Raw genomic sequence first — 17,098 nt, 5'->3', positions numbered from 1 at the left:
TTTTTTAAACAAGGTCAACCTAATTTTAGAAGTTTCTGAACAATCGCTTTACTCATTAGTGAATCTAAAAAATTATGCTACATCCTTCCCATGAACTTCGCTATATTAATTCAACAATTGGTTATGGTATCTTCGCTACTGAACCTATACCAAAAGGGACAATTGTGGTTTTTTCTGATCCACTTGACATCAAAATATTGCCAAAAACGTATGCACGTCTTAATGAACAATTTAGGGAAGTTATTGAATCTTTTAGTTACATCGATAGAGAAGGTCAAGGGGTTTTATCTTGGGACAATAGCAAATATATTAACCATAGCTGTGATTCTAATATTTTGTTAACTCCTTATTTATTTTCTGTGAGTATAAAAGAAATTGCTAAAAACGAGCAAATAACTACAGATTATGCTCTTTTACAAGCTTATTTAGATATTTATCAACAAGGAGAAATGAGCTTTTGTCATTGCGATAGTCCCCACTGTCGAAAGGGTTTAAATATTCCTAATGTTGAGGACTATTTACCTTTATTTATTTCTTCTTTAAATGATGCTTTGAGTTTAGCCATGAAGGTTCGGCAACCTTTATTAGATTTTATGGATACTAAAGATAAATATGAATTAATAAAAGTTTTAGAAAATTATCATGATTGTTCTAAATCAATGTCAGATTTTCTTAAAAAAAGACGTAATAATTTTTCTCGGAAGTGGAGTAGATTTTTGTCTTAAAAGCAATTAATCTTCTTGTTTATTTTTTTATATTTACAAAAACAAGTAGAAACACAATCCTTATTATTACCATCATTAATTCTTTAAAATATTATAGATTTTATAGTTTTTTGATCCTCAAAATATCATGTCTTCAATTAAGCCAATTAACAATAATCTAGAACATCAATTAATTAATCTAAAAAACAATGACAAGCTAATTGATTCAGAGAAAAATCATCCTAAGTACAAAAATGCTAGTTATCATGGTTCTATTATTCGTTTAGGAAGAATCGCTGATATTATTTTTGCTTTAGCAATGGCTCAATGTTTTTTTGCAGTGGATTTTCCTGCGAAATTTGATCATCCGACAAATTCAGAAGCCATCCAATTTTTGCTAACACAAATCAAACCCCTTATTAGCTATGGTTTAGCCTTTATAATTGTGGGATTTTATTGGCTAGATAACATTAATCAATTCAAACATTATCAAAGAACCGATACCATTCATAGTTCCCTTTATCTTCTCTATTTAATGATGATGTTTCTCATTCCCTATGCTGATACCTTAGTGGTTTATTTTCCTGAGAGTGCTATGGTCAAAATATGTTTTAGTATCAATACTGCTTTGATTGGATTTCTCTCCTGTTTAAACTGGACTTATGCAACCTATAAAAACAAGTTAGTTGCCTATGATTTAGACAAAAAAACAATTATCGCTACTCGATGGAAAATTGCCATTGAACCCGTTTTTTCCTTATTAACTATTCTAGTGGCTATTATCAATCAATCTTGGTGGGAATATGTCTGGTTTTTATTACCCATTCCTTATCTTTGGAATGAGCGAATATTTGGTAAATCTTAATCAAAAAAATCATGCTCCAATCTCCTTTACGTTTATCTCACTTTCGCTGGTTATGGTTAGGACAAACCCTAATTTTTGCTGCTGCTGAATTTTGGTTTATTGCTTTAACCTGGTTAGTGCTTCAGAAAACCGGTTCAGGGTTAGCGGTGGGTGCTGTATTAATTGCGGCCGCCGTTCCCAGAGGACTCTTAATGTTGGTTGGGGGTGCTATTAGCGATCGCTTTCCTGCTAACCATATTGCCTCTATTGCAGCCGTAATTAACACCTTTTTAACGGGTTTAGTTACGGTATTATTGATCTTCAACACCGTTGATCTCAAATATTTAATTATTAGTGCCATTCTCTTTGGATTATCTGAAGCGATCCTATATCCAGCAGTTTTGGCCTTGTTACCCAAACTTATTAAAAAATCCCAGTTAAATGAAGCTAACGCTTGGATACAAGGCAGTGAACAGTTATCCGATGTGATTGTCCCCGCCAGTGTGGGACTAATTATCGGTGCATTAGGTCTTCAATTAGCCTTTGCCATCAACACCTTAACCTTTGTCTTAGGGAGTATGTGTCTGTTGCAAATTGGCACCCTTCCACAGCTATTACGAAAGCAACCCAAAACCCAAACCCTAAAAGATGAAATTGTCATCGGTTTAGCCTACGCTTGGAAACAGCCAGCTATCCGGATTAGTTTGTTCCTTCTGGCCATGATTAATTTTGCCATGTTGGGACCTTTGGTCGTGGGGGTGGCAGCCTTAGTCAATGCTAGGTTTGAAGGGAATGCCACCACTTTCGGTTATTTACAATCAGCCTATGGAATTGGTTCCTTATTAGGTGCTGTATTAGCCAGTCAACTGGGGAGAATTAAAAGCCCAAAAATGGCTCTAACTATTCTCTGTTACGGCTTAGGAGCGGGATTAATCGTTCTCGGATGTACCCACAATGTGTGGATGACTTGGGGAGTCATCGCTCTAATGGGGATTGGTTGTGGGTTAGTAACTGTTCTGGGGATTACTTGGATTCAAGAAAACACCGCATCTCAGATGGAGGGACGGGTCATGAGTTTAGTCATGTTTGCGGCCGCCTCCCTTGACCCCTTTTCCCAAGCCATTACCGGAGCGTTACTAGAAATTAGTCTAACTGGTTTATATCTGGGAGCCGGGGTGATTATGTTTCTAACGGCAATAACTTCCTCATTTGTTCTCACTCCCTCAGCACAAAACCCTTTAATTCTTTTCTATCGTAAGGGTAGAAGACGTTTAAAGGTGATAAGGGTCTATTTTTTAAGAAAAACTATGGACAAAAAAAGGATTAACCTCAAAGCTCTCAAACCTAATCCTTGGTGGCTCATCAGTTTATTGGTGGCCGCAGCCGGCGCAACTGGAATCTTTGGCCTATCAACTTTTTATCGCTTATCTTCTCGTGAGTCAACTTCAGACAGTAACGCAACCACAACGGTAGAGCCTAATTCTGCAACCACAACGGTAACTTCTATCGGACGGATTGTTCCCCAAGGCAAAGTAACTCGTTTATCCGCTTCCATTCCTGATGAGGGAGCAAGGATTAAAGAAATGTTAGTCGAAGAAGGTGAATCGGTTGATAAGGGTCAAATCATCGCCATTCTTGACAGCTACGATCGCCAGTTAGCCACCTTGAAACAGGCAAAACAAGAGGTCAAAGTGGCTCAGGCCCGTCTTGAGCAAGTCAAAGCCGGTGCTAAAAGCGGTGCCATTAAAGCGCAGTCAGGAACCGTTAACCGCTTCCAAGCCGAACTAGAGGGTCAACTGGTGATACAAGAGGCTAAAATTGCCAGTTTACAAGCTCAGTTACAAGGACAAAAGACCACTCAACAAGAAACCATCGAACGTCTGCAAGCTGAGTTCAACAATGCTCAAACCGAGTGTAAACGGTATGACCAACTCTATCGAGAAGGGGTGGTATCCGCCTCTGAATATGACAGCAAATGTCTACAAGCAACCACGTTTCGAGAAGAGCTAGATGAAGCGCAAGCGGACTTAACTCGCATTGTCACGACTCTGTCGTCGGATATTCGAGAAGCACAAGCTGGTTTAACGCGATCGCAACGAACCCTTCAATCCCAAATTATCGAAGCTCAAGCCACCTTAGAAGAGATTGCTGAAGTTCGGCCAGTGGATGTAGAAGTTGCTCAAGCAGAGCTTGATAAAGCGATTACGGCGGTTCAACAAGCGGAGGCCAACCTACAATTGTCTTATGTACGCTCCCCCCTCAAAGGTAGTGTTTTAGAACTCCATACCAGAGCCGGAGAAGCAGTTACCAGTCAAGGAATTGCTGACATTGGCAAAACAGACCAAATGGAGGTGATTGCTGAAATTTATAAAACCGATATTGGTCACATTCGTCTGGACCAAAAAGCAACGATTACCAGTCCAGCGTTTGATAAGACATTACAGGGAACCGTGAGTCATATTGGTTTACAAGTAAAGCAGCAAGATATTTTTAGTAATGAGCCAAGTTCCGATGTCGATCGCAAGGTGATTGAGGTAAAAATTCGTCTTGATCCCCAATCCAGTCAACAAGTTGCTCAGTTAACCAATTTACAAGTTGAGGTTGCCATTGATACCAAATCTAAGTAGATCGAAAACTTACTTGTTTGGTCTGCATGGGAGCGAAGGGAACAGGGGGTAGGGGAGATTATTTAAAGTCTTAAAAAACAAACTTTTCTTATCTATATTGCTATTTTATCCCCCTAACCCCTAAACAAACTCCTGAACTCCCAAACTCCTACACTCCTTAAACCGAACTGAGGTTAAATATGATTCTACAAATTCCCTTAGCTTGGCTCATTCTGGTTAAAGAAAGAAGTCGTCTTTTAGTTGCGATCGCAGGTATCGCTTTTGCGGTTATTCTTATTTTTATGCAACTAGGCTTTATGAATGCCCTTTATGACAGTGCGACGGCTCCCCATCGTAATCTTAAAGCAGATTTAGTTTTACTCAATCCTCAATCTGAAGTCTTATTTTCCCTGCGGAGTTTCCCTCGTATTCGTTTATATCAAGCGCAAAGGGTTGAAGGGGTAGAGTTGGTTAATTTTTTATATTCCCGTTTGGGTAATTGGAAAAATCCTCAAACCCGTCGGACTCGCTCCATTTTAATGTTAGGATTTGATCCCTCTCGACCAGCTTTTCAATTTCCTGGGGTGAATGAAAACTTAGAGGCACTGAAAAAACCCGACCGCGTTATTTTTGACCAATTATCTCGGCCAGAGTTTGGCCCCATTGCAGAAACGTTTCAAAACAATCAATTCGTGGAAACTGAAGTGAATGGCACTCGTATTCAAGTGGCTGGTTTATTTAGTATGGGAACGTCTTTTTCTGCGGATGGTCATGCCATTACTAGCGATACGACTTTTTTACATATTTTTAAACAGTCCCAACAGTCTCAAATTGATTTAGGGTTAATTACTCTTAAATCAGGATTTGAGCCACAAAAGGTAATTAAAGAGTTATCAAAAGCTTTACCTAATGATGTCAAAGTTATGACAGTAGACGAGTTTGCTGCTCTCGAAAAAAATTATTGGGAAAATAGTGTTGCCATTGGCTTTATTTTTGGATTGGGTGCGTTTATGGGATTTATTGTTGGTGCAGTTATTGTTTATCAAATTATCTATACTGATGTCTATAATCATTTATCTGAATACGCTACTCTTAAAGCAATGGGATATAAACATACTTACTTATTAAAAATTGTTCTTGAAGAGTCAATTATTTTAGCTTTTTTAGGGTATATTCCCGGATTACTTCTTTCTATTTTAATGTACATTTATCTTGAATCCGAGACACAATTACCTGTAATGATGACAGTGGATGTTGCTATTTTTGTCCTTATTTTAGCAATTATTATGTGCTTTGTTGCTGGTTCTATTGCTATGCGCAAATTAAATTCTGCTGATCCGGCTGATATTTTTTAACAGTCCTTCAGGTGAGGCAGGAGGAAAGATGTTAGTTAATAATTTGAGTGATACTACTACAGGAAAGCCACAATACAAAAGGTAAAAAAAAAGAAACCTAAAATACAGTTATTTTGATATATTAGATTCAATATAATATCTTAATTGCTTAAAATAACTTAAATTAAACTAATAATTTCTCTCATATATAAAAAACTCTCTCAGGGATTAAGTTATGAATCATGAACCAATTATTGAAATTAAACAACTCAATCATTATTTTGGCAAAGGAGAACTTAGAAAACAAATTCTCTTTGATATTAATTTAACTTTAACCAAAGGAGAAGTGGTCATTCTTAAAGGGCCTTCTGGCTCAGGAAAAACCACTTTATTGACTTTAATGGGTGGCTTACGGGTTCCTCAAATGGGTAGTCTTAAAGTGTTAGGACAAGAATTAGTAGGGGCAAAAAAACAAAGTTTTGTGAAAATTCGCCGTAATATTGGTTATATTTTCCAAGCCCATAATCTTTTAGAATGTTTAACCGCTTGGGAAAATGTTCAGATGTCTCTTGAATTACATCAAGGATATTCTCCTCAAACAATGAAACAAAAATCTCTGGAAATATTAGAAGTTGTAGGCTTAGGTTCTCGGGTTAATTATTACCCCCAAAATTTATCGGGGGGACAAAAACAAAGAGTAGCGATCGCCCGCGCTTTAGTTAATCATCCTAAAATCGTTTTTGCAGATGAACCCACTGCTTCTCTTGATAGTAAATCAGGTCATGATGTGGTGGAATTAATGCAAAAATTAGCTAAAAAACAGGGCTGTACCATTTTGATCGTTACCCATGATAATCGAATTTTAGATATGGCAGACCGCATTATCGAACTCAATGATGGGTCATTAGTAGCTGAGGTCGTAATATAATCTCTCTGAAGCTTGTCTGAAGTGAGTTTGAGTAAACTATACTATGTAGTTCAATAGTACAGCGATCGCTTAATAGAAATTGGTAAATGTGGACAGATTTTTGATCCTAAACAAGAGTTTTTAGAAGTATTAGATAGCGAAGGAAAGAAAGCATGACTAAAATTTTGGAGAAATTTTAAAACCCCCTTTTTATAAGAAAAGGGGGTTAAAATAAGGTTTAATTTCGTTTCCTCTCACGGGCTTCATCTACCTTCATGGTACGCCCCATCCATTCAGCCCCATTCAGGGTCTCAATGGCATTAAATTCGTTTGCTTTCGTTTCTAATTCTACAAAGGCAAATCCTCTAGGACGACCCGTATCTCTATCTGTTGGGACATGGACTCTCTTAACTGAACCATAATCCGAAAAAACAAAGTTTAGGTCTGCTTCTGTTACCTCATAAGGGAGGTTTCCGACATAAATTGACATGAACTATTTATCTTGATTTCGACGTTTCGAGCGTGATCTTCGGAGAAAATATTACCGATACTGAACAATAAAACGGTTAATTCTAACTAAGTTATTTTTCTCTCAATGTATAATGCTCACATATTATTATAACATAATCTTGTTACATTTTGTCAAATTTTGCAAATTAATTGACATTTTAATCAACCAAGGAGTCAGGAATCATGAGAACAACAAAATAGAATATTAACTGCAAATTTATAACCAATAAGTGGAGATAAAGAATCCTTGAATCGTGAATTATTTAGTGATAATTGATGTAAACCCAACCGAGAAAAGTAGGGTAAACCGCCGTTATTAATAGGGTAAGCCAGATTACAATAACAGTGTAATTAATTATAGATAATTCTAACAATGCAACCTACTAATCCTAATCAATTTACAGAAAAAGCCTGGGAAGCAATCGTGCGAACCCCCGATATTGCTAAACAAAATAGTCAACAACAAATTGAAAGTGAACATTTAATGAAGTCTCTGACTGAACAAGAGGGACTAGCAACCAGTATTTTTAATAAAGCTAACATTAGTGTTCCCAAATTACGAGATCGAACTGAAGAATTTATCCGTCGTCAACCAAAGGTATCTAACCCTGGAGAATCAGTTTATTTAGGTCGTAGTTTAGATAGTTTGCTTGACAGAAGTGAAAAGTTTCGCAAAGAATTTGAAGATGACTATATTTCGATTGAACATTTACTCTTAGCCTACAGTAAAGATGATCGTTTTGGTAAAAACTTGTTCAAGGAATTTGGTCTAAGTGAAAATAACTTAAAAGAGATTATTAAACAAGTAAGAGGGAATCAAAAAGTGACCGATCAAAATCCAGAAAATAAATATGAATCATTGGAAAAGTATGGACGGGATTTAACTCAATTAGCTAGAGAAGGTAAACTTGATCCTGTTATTGGTAGGGATGATGAAATTCGTCGTACTATCCAAATTTTATCCCGTAGAACCAAAAATAATCCTGTTTTAATTGGGGAACCTGGGGTAGGGAAAACCGCAATTGTAGAAGGGTTAGCCCAACGAATTATTAACAGAGATGTCCCTGAATCTTTGCGAGATAGAAAGTTAATTGCTTTGGATATGGGATCATTAATTGCCGGGGCAAAATATCGAGGAGAATTTGAAGAAAGACTAAAAGCTGTTCTCAAAGAAGTAACTGATTCTCAAGGCAATATTATCCTCTTTATTGATGAAATTCACACCGTTGTTGGCGCCGGTGCAACTCAAGGAGCGATGGATGCAGGAAACCTTTTAAAACCTATGTTAGCAAGGGGAGAATTGCGCTGTATTGGGGCAACAACCCTTGATGAATATCGTAAGTATATTGAGAAAGATGCAGCCTTAGAAAGACGGTTTCAAGAGGTATTAGTTAATGAACCCAATGTAGTCGATACGATTTCCATTTTACGGGGACTTAAAGAGCGTTATGAAGTTCATCACGGGGTCAAAATTGCTGATACGGCCTTAGTAGCAGCAGCTATGTTATCTAACCGTTATATTAGCGATCGCTTTTTACCAGATAAGGCGATTGATTTAGTAGATGAATCAGCAGCTAAATTAAAGATGGAAATCACTTCTAAACCCGAAGAATTAGACGAAGTTGATCGTAAGATTCTTCAGTTAGAAATGGAACGTTTATCTTTACAAAAAGAAGAAGATGAAGTTTCTCGTGAACGTCTAGAAAAACTAGAAAAAGAATTAGCTGATCTCAAAGAAGAACAATCCCAACTTAATGCCCAATGGCAAGCAGAAAAAGAAGTCATTGATCAGATTCGTGAACTCAAAGAAACAATTGATCAAGTTAACTTAGAAATTCAACAAGCTGAACGAGATTATGACCTCAATAAAGCTGCCGAATTACGCTATGGAAAACTAACAGATTTACAGCGACAAGTTAAGGATTTAGAAAGCAAAATTGAAGAGCGACAAACCACAGGTAAAACTTTATTACGGGAGGAAGTTGTAGAATCAGATATTGCTGAGATTATCTCTAAATGGACAGGTATTCCCATCAGTAAATTAGTGGAATCTGAGAAAGAAAAGCTATTACAATTAGAGGACGAATTACACGAGCGAGTTATCGGACAAGAAGAGGCAGTAACTGCTGTTTCAGAAGCTATACAGCGTTCTCGTGCTGGACTTGCTGATCCGAATCGTCCCACTGCTAGTTTCATTTTTCTTGGTCCCACTGGCGTAGGTAAAACTGAATTAGCCAAAGCCTTAGCGAAGAATCTTTTTGATACTGAAGAAGCCATCGTTCGTATCGATATGTCTGAGTATATGGAGAAGCATAGCGTATCTCGTTTAATTGGTGCGCCTCCAGGGTATGTAGGCTATGACGAAGGAGGACAACTAACCGAAGCCATTCGCCGTCGTCCCTACTCAGTAATTCTCTTTGACGAAATAGAAAAAGCCCACGGTGATGTCTTCAACATCATGTTACAAATTCTCGATGATGGACGCTTAACAGACTCTCAAGGTCGGGTAGTAGATTTCAAAAATACTATCATTATTATGACCAGTAATATCGGTTCTCAATACATTTTAGATGTGGCTGGAGACGATACTCGTTATGATGAAATGCGTTCCCGTGTTATGGACGCAATGCGTAATAATTTCCGCCCTGAATTTCTCAATCGTATTGACGAAATTATCATCTTCCATAGCTTACAGAAAGAACAACTTCGAGAAATTGTTAAGCTACAAATTCAACTCCTCAGAAATCGTTTAGAAGACCAAAAAATGTCTCTCAAATTAGCTGATGTTGCCTTAGATTTTGTTGCCGATATCGGTTATGATCCTGTCTATGGTGCCAGACCTTTAAAACGGGCGGTTCAACGGTACTTAGAAACTCCCATTGCTAAGTCAATTTTAAGGGGAGAATTTAAAGCAGGAGACACTATCTTTGCCGATGTTGAAGATGAAAGGTTAACCTTTAAAAGGTTACCTTCTGAGATGTTAACTGTATAACTTGTAGGGTGGGTAATGCCCACCTTTTTTATATAATATTGATCATGCTGAGTCATTTTATGAATTAGAAAACTGATGAATTTTAATCCTTATTTGGAAAATTTCAAAATTGAATTTAGAGAATTTTGTGTATTTTATTATATTAAGCAAATCGATGAATGGTTTACTGAGGCTGGATTTAAAAAATTAGACCCTCAATGTATCACTCGTCGAGATCAAGTAGACGGTTATTACAATAAAATTGATTGGAATAAACAAGACGATATTGAAAAATTTTTGAAAGTTATAGAATATGTTTTAAGAACTAGCAGTTATAATGTATCTAATGAAACAAAAGATTATTTACGTGCTTTATGTAATAAATGCGGATTAGAAGTTGATAGTAATGGATATACAATATATTTAACTAATAAAAGTAGTCACACAGATGTTAAAAATATTATTTTTGCTTCTAATTATTTAAAACCAGAAATTATTTTTTCAGACTCCCTTAATAATGATATTGAGATGATCAAAAATCAAGAATACTGTTTGGTATATGATCAACCTATTCATTCTCATGGACTTTTATGGATAGAATTAATTGAATGGTGGAAAAAAGATCAAAAGATTATCAGTTGGTCAAATTCAGAAGCGGGAGATCACCTTTACAAAAGGCTTAAAGAATCATTTAAAGATAATGAAGCTGAGATAAGATTATTTGATACATATTACACTAAAGTATGTACTCGTTTAGGTAACAATTCTCCAGCCTTGTTACCACAAGTCTATTTACATTATGATCCTTATACTATCAAAGAGTTAAAACGAATGAATAAAAAACAAAGACTGAAAAGACAGCGTATGGATTTTTTGTTATTATTGCCAAAATCAAAAAGAATTGTTATTGAAATTGATGGTAAACAGCATTATTCAGATGATAAAGGGTTAGCAGATACTAAGCGTTACTCAGAAATGATAATGGAAGATAGACGATTAAAATTCCTAGGCTATGAAGTTTATCGATTTGGAGGCTATGAAATAATGCAAAACAATTATGAAAATATAATTTTAGATTTTTTTCAAAAAATGCTTGATTTTTATGAATTAAACCTTGACTTTTAAATTATATAAAAATCTATATTAATGCTTGTATCAACAAGTTTCTAACTTAGAAATCTTTATTAGATTGAATTATACCTAGAAAAAAGTCGGGAGGAAATCGACGAAATGTTAGGATTAAATGATTTAAAACAAACACGCTTTTATCAAGAAGCCCATGATGAAGGTAAAATGGAAGGTAAACTTGAGGCAAAATTAGAGTTAGTTCCTACTTTAATTAAACAAGGGTTTACTATTGAAAAAACAGCTAGTTTATTACAATTGGATGTAGAATTAATCAGAAAGTTAGTTTCATCTTAAATAGTTTAAAATTATTCTATCCCTTCCATAAACATCTTTTTAGCTTGTGGTCTAGAAGGTAAATTAACACATTTTATCAATAAATCAATATCTAATTCAGGTAATAAAACACTATTATTAACCTGCTCATATTCTCCATGATGTAAATAGTAAATTGATAACTGATTATTTTGCCAAAACCAAACTTCAGTAACCTCAAAGCGTTTATATTTTTCTAACTTATTAATTCCTCCACTGGTAAATATAACTTCTATCGCTAAATCAGGATTTTCTCTTGTCTTATCAAGATAATAAGATTCATGAGGTTGAAAAGATGCTCCTTTTATTTCTGCTTCACGAGTTGCACTCCCGACAGGAAGATAGTCAATATCTTTTTCACATAAATAGAGTTCAATTAAAAATCCTAGGATGGTTTTAATTCTTTCATATTCTTCTCCTGTTGTCATCAGGTCAATTTGTCCATCTAAATAACTTATTTTCGCTGTTGATTGTTCATTAATAATAGATTGTATTGTTTTAAATTGTTGCCAATTATAGCACCCTGGAAAAACAATAATTTGTTCACCTGTCGAGTTAGTTTCTAAATTTAATTGTGTGGTCATATTATTATTTTTATTTCATAATTTTTGTATTTAAAATAAGTATGCTCCGAAACTTAATAATATTCTAACCTTATAAATTTTTGTCAGAGCTTAACGGTGTGCTAAGGGTATGACACTGTAATAGAGTCATAACACGGTTCAACCCCTACGCATTGACGGATCTAGAGAATTTCGTTACTATAAAATCGTATGCCCCCCTAGGGGATATACCCTAAGAAGAAGTTTTACGATAAGTTAAGTAAAGTAAAGAAAAACTCATAATATATATAAAGGTTAACAAACGTTGATTTTTACCCCATCCACCGTGACCACTCATTCTTTAACACCTTCAGATCACTCATCTGCGGGTCAACCGTTTTTCAGTCGCCCAATGGTCAAAAATTGGCTGACATTCTTGGCCGCGGGCTTTTTGGTGTCTGTTCCCGTGTTTATAGAAGCCCCCCTGGTGCGTTTCTGCCCTGAAATTAGCGTGATAATGACAGGGGGATGGTTATGGTTAGCGTTTTACCTTATGAAGCAACCTAAAACTCATTTATGGGGAGATTTATTATTTGGGTTTAGTTGGAGTTGGTTAGCTGGTGCAATCTATTGGGGTTGGTTTCGTTGGGAACCCCTAATCCATCTTCCTGTTGAATCTATCGGTGTTCCCGTTGCTTTGTGGTGTCTTTGGCGAAGATGGGGACAAGTGGGTAATTTCTTTTATGTGGGTTCACTGTTAGGGACAGCTATTACCGATGCGTATTTTTATGTTACGGGACTGATTCCCCATTGGCGACAACTGATGCAAGTTGATCCTAGCTTAGCTACCCCAATTTTCCAATCTGCCTTAGAACAAGTGCAAACCCCTTGGGGAACCAGTTGGGCTATAGTCTTGGCCAATGGACTCTTAGGAATAGGTTTATGGGCAATGCAAAAATCAGATCACCATTGGTGGGCTTTAGCGGGTGCAGTATTAAGTACAATCTTAGTAGATAGTTTATTTTGGGTTGCTGCTTCTTTTGCGTAACTCGGTACAATGTAATAGGCTTTGTCCTTATTAATTGTTCTCGTATTGCCACCCTGTCAAACATCTGTGGATAATCTCGCCAAGACTCCCCATCTGTTGCTAGATACTGCTAAAGGTAAACGCCACTTTCCTTTAGTGGGCAAGAGTTATTGGACGATTGGACGAGGAATAGACAACGATTTTGCCATCGGAGATCATTGTATTTCTCGTAATCACGCTATTTTGCAATCCACTGAAACAGGAGAGTTTTTATTAATTGATCTAGGGAGTCGTAACGGAACCTTTGTTAATGAGCGTCGCGTGAGTATTCCTGTTACCCTGAAAAGTGGAGATAAAGTGACTTTTGGCAAGACTGATGTGGGTTTTTACGGGCCTACCCGTCACCATAATGATATCACGCCTCCAGAGTTTGCTGACCACGATACGATGGTTTTGCATGAACGTCGCTTGACCTCTGTGATAGTTGTGGATATGAGGAACTTTACGGCCTTAACACGACAATTAGACGAAGAAATACTATCTTCTTTAATTGGTAACTGGTTTCGCCAAGCAGGGGAAATCATTCGTAACGCAGGGAGTTGGGTAGACAAATATATTGGTGATGCGGTGATGGCCATTTGGTTTCATGGAGAAAATGAAGTCACCAAAGCTGATGTGATGAAAATATTTCAAGCGGTTCGTGATCTTAATCAAATGACTAAACAGCTAAGTCAAGAATATCCGGTTCCCTTTGAATTAAAGATTGGTGCTGGTATTAATACTGGTTATTCAATGGTTGGTAACACAGGCAGTGGAGACCATCCTGATTATACTGCTATTGGAGACACGGTTAATGCAGCCTTTCGCTTAGAGTCAGCGACGAAGGAGTTAGGGTTAGATGTTGCCATTGGAGAAGAAACCTATCTCTATTCAGTAGAGTTGAAAGACATTGATACGTTATTTTCTCAGTACACTGTTAATCTTAAGGGTTATGAACAACCCACTGTTACCTATGGCATAACGTTTCAAGGGTTAGAGAAGCTATTAATTAATAACGAATAATTATCATGCGATCCAATTACCATGAAAACCACCAGGAACACGAACCGGTAAATGAATGGTTGCGATGGGCTCAGCTTCAAAGTTTTTCGGATCAATGATCACAAAATCACTGGTATTCGTATTCTCATTATAGACGAAAGTAACCACATAGCCATCTAATTCAGATTGACCATGAGAACTGGGAATAAACGCAGCTTCACCGCCATAACATCCAGGTTTATAATGATGGACTTTATGGCTTTGATTAACGACATCATACTGAACTAAAGATGGCGATAGATTGGGAATTTTTTTCTGAGACGACAATTTTGTATCGTAGTAGGAAGCATACCCAAATTGATATGCTCTTGCTGCATAATTTTGATTAATAATAGGTAATTCTACAAAACGATCATCTAAATCTTGAAAGTCCATGTTATGTGTCTCTAAATCAATGGTTACTCGTCGTAAATTAGACTTATGAGTTAACATGGTTTCCCAGTCATTTTCTGATTGTATTTTAGGGTAAGCTACAAAATCTATCAATAATTGATGATCCGTTTCAAAACTATTCATAAAATGCCAAGTCCAAAAAGCCTCGGTTTTTAAATAAATAGGTTGTTTATCAATATTATGGCGATCTACTAAAATAATGGTACTCCCTTCTTCTTCTTGCCAAACAAAAGGAATATTATTGTTTTTTGCCTCTGTCATATTAAACACTAAAGGACAGTTAAAAAAGATGACGTAATTTTCAGTCATTGCCATATCATGAATCATCGTTGGTTGAGGAATCTCAATAGGCATTTCTCGAACAATCTTATTATTACTATCGGCAACATAATAATGTAAATAAGGGGTATTGAAGAAAGAATACCGATAAAAATGCAACTCTCCCGTATGAGGATCGATTTTAGGATGTGCCGTCATGGCTTGTTCTAATTGATGATTAAAATCCCATTCTCCTATGGTTTCTAAATCTTTATTAACTTCATAAGGTAAACCAGTTTCATACAAGGCTAATAGCTTATCTCCGTGAGCAATAATATTAGTATTAGCATAATTTTTAAACTTTAATTCGTTTAATTGTTTTCCTTCAAACATTTCATAAGTGAGTCCACGAGTTTGAATCCAACGATTTTTATAACTAACTTCTCCGTTATTAAAATAAATCCCGTGTAACATCCCATCTCCCTCAATAGGATAACTATAGGATTCTGGTTTAAACATAGGGTTCGGACCATTTCTGACATACATTCCCTTTAATTCCTTGGGAATATCACCCGATACTTTTAAATTTTTAATATCAACTTCTTCAAAGACAGGTGCATTGATTCCTCGCAAAAAAATATGATCACTTTTCCAACTTTTATAGGATGTGTGTTGTTTATAAATAGGACTAGATTGACTGGGTAATTGATGATAAGCGATCGCAGTCATGGCTGCGAGGGAAGATTGAATTAAAAATTGTCTTCTTTTCATAATAAATGCTTTTAAAAATTACTATCTTTTAACATTGTTGTGGCAAGTTTGGTATCAATTGAAATGCCTTCCGTGGGAAAATGTCGCATAATATCAATAGCAGTCCATCCTTCTTCTTCTTGATGAATCGCTGCTGAAATTAAAGCCCCACGAATGGCATAAAACCCATTAGACTGGGGATGGGTACTAAAGATTTCTCCCATACTTTTTAATAAGTCTTCCATCAATGGAGTTCGTAATAACCGAGAAAATCTTACCCCGTCTATTGTATGGCGTTTTTGTAAAGTCTCTCGTAATTCTAATAAGCTTTGTTCGTCAAACTGACTGGCAAAAAAAGCAAATTCTTTGGTAATTCTGCCTTCCTCTGCATAAATTTCTAGAGAATCAACCGATAAAGGTAATTTTAACGGTCCATAAATAAAATAGAGAGTTTCTGCACTTAAAACGGATCGTGGAATTAAGGGAATTAAAAATAAAGAAATCCCTAAGCAAATATGAGTTAAACGCTTCATTTTTGGTATAAAAAGTAACGATTTTTTACCGAATTCTTCTTAGTTCTGTTCACTCTAATGCAGCTTTCAGAGTTGACCCATATTTACTAACAAAATTTTAAGAAATAATTGCTTGAATAACTTATGGAAACTAATATGAAAGAAAATAGGATGTAGGGGGTGGGGTATGGATAAAACTAGAATTTATACTGATTTCACGTTGATAATACTCAGATTATGAGCTTAACAGTGGTGTAGTATCAACATAAAGTTAAGAGATGGTAAAGAATAGGCTTCATCTCTTCTCGATTCTTAACAGTCGTTGTAAAATACTATTGAGAAGAATTTTTATTAACTTCTCAGTTAATAGCAAGGAGTAAAGACAAGATTTTCTCAACTGTTTATGATCAGTAGAGAAGTGAAAACCAGTAAAATCAAGACTTTTTCAGGAGTGATATCAGTGAAGAGCAAGCATAAGGAATAAAGTGGGTTAAATAATCCTTTATCATTAGAGTAGAAAGCCCTATTGTTTATTGCTTTAAGAATAAGGATAGAGCAAAGATTAGATTATCTCAACTAATAACGGTTATGATTCAGTGAATTGATAGGAGAAACGCTCATGATAGATAATGCTTTAGGTGCAGTAACTAACGAACAAGACCATAATCAAACCATCGGTGAACAAATTGGAGCAACCGAGGAACAATTACTTAATTATTTAAGACAACATAACGAAATTGAGATGATTGTTCCTGTTCTGATTGGTGTCTTTGTTACCAGTCGATTTCAACTCCGTGGAGCTAATGCGTTACTGGTAAATTTAGCGGTTGCAAGTTTATGTCGACACGTTTTTACGACTATTAAAAGTCAAAACTTAACAACACAAAGAACCGAAGTAACAAACGGTAGAATGAACTCAACTGATGAATCTGAAAGTGAATATCAAATCGTTCATTCTGTTCCTGGAAGAATTCGTATTAAAGTTCCTCAACTTGGAGAAGATGCAGACTTTGCCAGACGACTCCAACAATTATTAAATGACGATGATTCTGTTATTAAAGTTCGTGTAAATCGTTCTGCTGCATCGGTTATCATCAATTATGATGGTCAAGGTGTATCTGATATGGAGCTTGGTTTACGATTACTTAGTATTTTGAATCAAGCTAAACAAACTGAAACTGGTACCAGCATGATTTAGA

General features: G+C 36.1%; 15 protein-coding genes. 11 read left to right on the top strand and 4 right to left on the bottom strand.

The features are described from left to right. The first annotated feature begins 74 nt into the window (after nucleotides 1–74). The 5 genes from CY0110_RS27885 (at nucleotide 75) to CY0110_RS05180 (ending at nucleotide 6,416) form a co-directional block, all read left to right on the top strand. Complete coding sequence (locus CY0110_RS27885) at nucleotides 75–725, top strand: SET domain-containing protein (protein ID WP_008274267.1); 651 nt, start codon at nucleotides 75–77, stop codon at nucleotides 723–725. Nucleotides 726–852: 127 nt separating this feature from the next. Continuing rightward, nucleotides 853–1,569 (top strand): TMEM175 family protein, encoded by a 717-nt coding sequence (locus CY0110_RS05195; RefSeq protein ID WP_008274266.1) that lies wholly within the window; start codon nucleotides 853–855, stop codon nucleotides 1,567–1,569. A gap of 11 nt (nucleotides 1,570–1,580) precedes the next feature. Beyond that, a complete protein-coding gene (locus CY0110_RS28375; protein WP_008274265.1) occupies nucleotides 1,581–4,175 on the top strand; it encodes an MFS transporter in 2,595 nt (864 codons plus the stop codon). A 179-nt stretch (nucleotides 4,176–4,354) separates the two neighbouring features. After that, complete coding sequence (gene devC, locus CY0110_RS05185) at nucleotides 4,355–5,509, top strand: ABC transporter permease DevC (RefSeq protein WP_008274264.1); 1,155 nt, start codon at nucleotides 4,355–4,357, stop codon at nucleotides 5,507–5,509. A gap of 214 nt (nucleotides 5,510–5,723) precedes the next feature. Further along, nucleotides 5,724–6,416, top strand: coding sequence for a DevA family ABC transporter ATP-binding protein (locus tag CY0110_RS05180; RefSeq protein WP_008274263.1), 693 nt, complete (start codon nucleotides 5,724–5,726; stop codon nucleotides 6,414–6,416). A 217-nt stretch (nucleotides 6,417–6,633) separates the two neighbouring features. Here CY0110_RS05180 and CY0110_RS05175 read toward each other — a convergent pair whose 3' ends face one another. After that, the gene (locus CY0110_RS05175) at nucleotides 6,634–6,885 is read right to left on the bottom strand and encodes an RNA recognition motif domain-containing protein (protein WP_008274262.1); all 252 of its coding nucleotides are present in this window, start codon (nucleotides 6,883–6,885) and stop codon (nucleotides 6,634–6,636) included. Nucleotides 6,886–7,278: 393 nt separating this feature from the next. On the opposite strand from CY0110_RS05175, the gene clpB reads away from it, so the two are divergent. From clpB to CY0110_RS05160, 3 genes are all read left to right on the top strand, one after another. Further along, nucleotides 7,279–9,897 carry an ATP-dependent chaperone ClpB gene (clpB, locus tag CY0110_RS05170; protein ID WP_008274261.1) on the top strand — a complete coding sequence of 873 codons (2,619 nt, stop codon included), beginning with the start codon at nucleotides 7,279–7,281 and terminating at the stop codon, nucleotides 9,895–9,897. Nucleotides 9,898–9,972: 75 nt separating this feature from the next. Next, nucleotides 9,973–11,001, top strand: coding sequence for a DUF559 domain-containing protein (locus CY0110_RS05165; RefSeq protein ID WP_008274260.1), 1,029 nt, complete (start codon nucleotides 9,973–9,975; stop codon nucleotides 10,999–11,001). A gap of 105 nt (nucleotides 11,002–11,106) precedes the next feature. Continuing rightward, nucleotides 11,107–11,298 carry a hypothetical protein gene (locus CY0110_RS05160; RefSeq protein ID WP_008274259.1) on the top strand — a complete coding sequence of 64 codons (192 nt, stop codon included), beginning with the start codon at nucleotides 11,107–11,109 and terminating at the stop codon, nucleotides 11,296–11,298. Nucleotides 11,299–11,309: 11 nt separating this feature from the next. Here CY0110_RS05160 and CY0110_RS05155 read toward each other — a convergent pair whose 3' ends face one another. Next, the gene (locus CY0110_RS05155) at nucleotides 11,310–11,900 is read right to left on the bottom strand and encodes a Uma2 family endonuclease (RefSeq protein ID WP_008274258.1); all 591 of its coding nucleotides are present in this window, start codon (nucleotides 11,898–11,900) and stop codon (nucleotides 11,310–11,312) included. Nucleotides 11,901–12,204: 304 nt separating this feature from the next. Between CY0110_RS05155 and CY0110_RS05150 the strand changes: the two genes are divergently transcribed. Both CY0110_RS05150 and CY0110_RS05145 read left to right on the top strand, forming a co-directional pair. After that, nucleotides 12,205–12,906, top strand: coding sequence for a DUF3120 domain-containing protein (locus tag CY0110_RS05150; protein ID WP_408605571.1), 702 nt, complete (start codon nucleotides 12,205–12,207; stop codon nucleotides 12,904–12,906). Between the two features lie 66 nt (nucleotides 12,907–12,972). Continuing rightward, on the top strand, nucleotides 12,973–13,947 hold the full coding sequence (locus tag CY0110_RS05145) for an adenylate/guanylate cyclase domain-containing protein (RefSeq protein ID WP_008274256.1): 975 nt from the start codon (nucleotides 12,973–12,975) through the stop codon (nucleotides 13,945–13,947). A 3-nt stretch (nucleotides 13,948–13,950) separates the two neighbouring features. On the opposite strand, the gene CY0110_RS05140 is transcribed toward CY0110_RS05145, so the two are convergent. Together CY0110_RS05140 and CY0110_RS05135 are read right to left on the bottom strand one after the other, a co-directional pair. Then, nucleotides 13,951–15,408 carry a carotenoid oxygenase family protein gene (locus CY0110_RS05140; protein ID WP_008274255.1) on the bottom strand — a complete coding sequence of 486 codons (1,458 nt, stop codon included), beginning with the start codon at nucleotides 15,406–15,408 and terminating at the stop codon, nucleotides 13,951–13,953. Between the two features lie 11 nt (nucleotides 15,409–15,419). Beyond that, complete coding sequence (locus tag CY0110_RS05135; protein ID WP_008274254.1) at nucleotides 15,420–15,920, bottom strand: alpha/beta hydrolase; 501 nt, start codon at nucleotides 15,918–15,920, stop codon at nucleotides 15,420–15,422. Nucleotides 15,921–16,518: 598 nt separating this feature from the next. On the opposite strand from CY0110_RS05135, the gene CY0110_RS05130 reads away from it, so the two are divergent. Further along, nucleotides 16,519–17,097, top strand: a complete 579-nt coding sequence (locus CY0110_RS05130; RefSeq protein ID WP_008274253.1) for an HMA2 domain-containing protein — start codon at nucleotides 16,519–16,521, stop codon at nucleotides 17,095–17,097. Nucleotide 17,098: the final 1 nt, after the last annotated feature.

This window comes from Crocosphaera chwakensis CCY0110 (assembly GCF_000169335.1).
Classification (GTDB): Bacteria; Cyanobacteriota; Cyanobacteriia; order Cyanobacteriales; family Microcystaceae; genus Crocosphaera; species Crocosphaera chwakensis.
This window is presented reverse-complemented; position numbering and strand designations above follow the sequence as displayed.

Excerpts from the sequence above, each read along its gene's own strand:
- CY0110_RS27885 (WP_008274267.1), top strand. The coding sequence starts at position 75 with ATGCTACATCCTTCCCATGAACTTCGCTATATTAATTCAACAATTGGT.
- CY0110_RS05195 (WP_008274266.1), top strand. The coding sequence starts at position 853 with ATGTCTTCAATTAAGCCAATTAACAATAATCTAGAACATCAATTAATT.
- CY0110_RS28375 (WP_008274265.1), top strand. The coding sequence starts at position 1,581 with ATGCTCCAATCTCCTTTACGTTTATCTCACTTTCGCTGGTTATGGTTA.
- devC (WP_008274264.1), top strand. The coding sequence starts at position 4,355 with ATGATTCTACAAATTCCCTTAGCTTGGCTCATTCTGGTTAAAGAAAGA.
- CY0110_RS05180 (WP_008274263.1), top strand. The coding sequence starts at position 5,724 with ATGAATCATGAACCAATTATTGAAATTAAACAACTCAATCATTATTTT.
- CY0110_RS05175 (WP_008274262.1), bottom strand. The coding sequence starts at position 6,885 with ATGTCAATTTATGTCGGAAACCTCCCTTATGAGGTAACAGAAGCAGAC.
- clpB (WP_008274261.1), top strand. The coding sequence starts at position 7,279 with ATGCAACCTACTAATCCTAATCAATTTACAGAAAAAGCCTGGGAAGCA.
- CY0110_RS05165 (WP_008274260.1), top strand. The coding sequence starts at position 9,973 with ATGAATTTTAATCCTTATTTGGAAAATTTCAAAATTGAATTTAGAGAA.
- CY0110_RS05160 (WP_008274259.1), top strand. The coding sequence starts at position 11,107 with ATGTTAGGATTAAATGATTTAAAACAAACACGCTTTTATCAAGAAGCC.
- CY0110_RS05155 (WP_008274258.1), bottom strand. The coding sequence starts at position 11,900 with ATGACCACACAATTAAATTTAGAAACTAACTCGACAGGTGAACAAATT.
- CY0110_RS05140 (WP_008274255.1), bottom strand. The coding sequence starts at position 15,408 with ATGAAAAGAAGACAATTTTTAATTCAATCTTCCCTCGCAGCCATGACT.
- CY0110_RS05135 (WP_008274254.1), bottom strand. The coding sequence starts at position 15,920 with ATGAAGCGTTTAACTCATATTTGCTTAGGGATTTCTTTATTTTTAATT.
- CY0110_RS05130 (WP_008274253.1), top strand. The coding sequence starts at position 16,519 with ATGATAGATAATGCTTTAGGTGCAGTAACTAACGAACAAGACCATAAT.